Origin of the sequence: Neisseria sp. WLZKY-1 (genome assembly GCF_046546535.1) — a bacterium.
Lineage (GTDB): Bacteria > Pseudomonadota > Gammaproteobacteria > Burkholderiales > Neisseriaceae > Neisseria.
Window position 1 is genome coordinate 1 of the sequence record NZ_JBKGTW010000098.1, and the last position, 1,806, is coordinate 1,806.

Consider the following 1,806-nt stretch of genomic DNA (forward strand, 5'->3'; position numbering starts at 1 on the left):
GCCGTCTGAAAACGTGAGGCCGTCTGAAAACGTGAGGCCGTCTGAAAACGTGAGGCCGTCTGAAAACGTGAGGCCGTCTGAAAACGTGAGGCCGTCTGAAAACCGCATTCGCGGTTTTCAGACGGCCTCCCTCCGCTGTGCCGCAGGCTGCGGTACAATCCGCAGCCTGCCAACGACAACAATAGAGGATTCCGATATGCACAAACCGACCGACAAGGTTTCGCCGCAGCTCAAAGCCGACATTCTGGCCGAAGCCCTGCCCTACATCCGCCGCTTTTCCGGCAGCATTTTCGTTATCAAATACGGCGGCAACGCCATGACCGAGCAGCACCTGAAAGAAGGGTTTGCCAAAGACGTGGCTTGGCTGAAACTGGTCGGTATCCATCCCGTGGTCGTCCACGGCGGCGGGCCGCAGATTAACGAAATGCTGGAAAAAATTGGCAAAAAGAGCGAATTCGTCCAAGGCATGCGCGTCACCGATGCCGAAACGATGGACATTGTGGAAATGGTGCTCGGCGGCCATGTCAACAAGGAAATCGTCTCGCTGCTGAACCAAAACGGCAGCAGCGCCATCGGCATCACCGGCCGCGACGGCCACTTCATCCGCGCCAAAAAGCTGCTGTTGGACACGCCTGAGGGGCGCGTTGATATCGGCCAGGTCGGCGAAGTGGACAGCATCGACACGGCTTTGGTGCACATCGTTATCGAGCGCGGCGGCATTCCGGTCATTGCCCCCATCGGCGTCGGCAGCGCGGGGGAGGCGTTCAATATCAATGCGGATTTAGTGGCTGGCAGGCTAGCCGAAGAACTGGGCGCGGAAAAACTGCTGATGATGACCAACATCACGGGGGTGCTGGACAAATCCGGCCGCCTGCTCACTAAACTGACACCGGACCGCATTTCCGAGCTGACAGCCGACGGGACGCTGCATGGTGGCATGCTGCCGAAAATTTCGTCTGCCCTCGATGCCGCCGCCAACGGAGTGCGTGCCGTGCACATTATCGACGGCCGCATCCTCCACGCCCTGCTTTTGGAAGTGTTCACGGACACGGGCATCGGCACAATGATTTTGGGTCGGGAAGATTGAACAAAGTGTCTCACCATGCCTGAATCGGCGGAACAAAGACCGTCTGAAAGTGCAGCTTTCAGACGGTCTTTTCCGTTGCCGGTATAAACCAACATCTGCCGTTCATATATAGTGCGCCAACACAAAAATCTACGGCGTTGCTGAGCCTTGTCGTACTACCCGTACTGTCTGCGGCTTGCTGCCTTGTATCTTTTTGTGTTGACTCACCATACCCGTAACTTGTTCACATGCAAAAAGCCGAACGGTTTCCCGCTCGGCTTTTCTTTACCGCTGCAAGCAGATTATTGGACTTTAATTTCCACGTCCACACCGGCCGGCAGATCCAGCTTCATCAGTGCGTCAGTAGTCTTATCGGTCCAATCCACGATGTCCATCAGGCGCAGGTGGGTGCGGATTTCCAGCTGTTCGCGGGAAGTCTTATTCACGTGCGGCGAACGCAGGATGTTGAAACGCTCGATTTTGGTCGGCAGCGGAATCGGGCCTTTGACAACGGCGCCGGTACGCTTGGCGGTTTCAACGATTTCCTGTGCGGAACGGTCGATCAGGCTGTAATCGTAGGCTTTCAGACGGATACGGATTTTTTGGTTTGCCATTGATTCGTTATCCTTCAAATTAAGCGATTACGGTAGACACAACACCCGCACCGACGGTACGGCCGCCTTCGCGGATGGCGAAGCGCAAACCTTCTTCCATGGCGATCGGGGCAATCAGTTCAACGG

At 56.0% G+C, this 1,806-nt stretch carries 2 protein-coding genes and 1 pseudogene; 1 reads left to right on the forward strand and 2 read right to left on the reverse strand.

The annotated features are described in order from the left end of the window. Nucleotides 1–196 precede the first annotated feature (196 nt). Entirely contained in the window at nt 197–1,087 is an 891-nt protein-coding gene (gene argB, locus ACLD9W_RS12275) for an acetylglutamate kinase (protein ID WP_410842275.1), read from the forward strand. Nucleotides 1,088–1,368: 281 nt separating this feature from the next. On the opposite strand, the gene rpsJ is transcribed toward argB, so the two are convergent. Both rpsJ and ACLD9W_RS12285 read right to left on the reverse strand, forming a co-directional pair. Continuing rightward, nucleotides 1,369–1,680, reverse strand: a complete 312-nt coding sequence (gene rpsJ, locus ACLD9W_RS12280; protein WP_002642322.1) for a 30S ribosomal protein S10 — start codon at nt 1,678–1,680, stop codon at nt 1,369–1,371. A 19-nt stretch (nt 1,681–1,699) separates the two neighbouring features. Continuing rightward, nucleotides 1,700–1,806: pseudogene (locus ACLD9W_RS12285) on the reverse strand (elongation factor Tu); the annotation flags it as partial.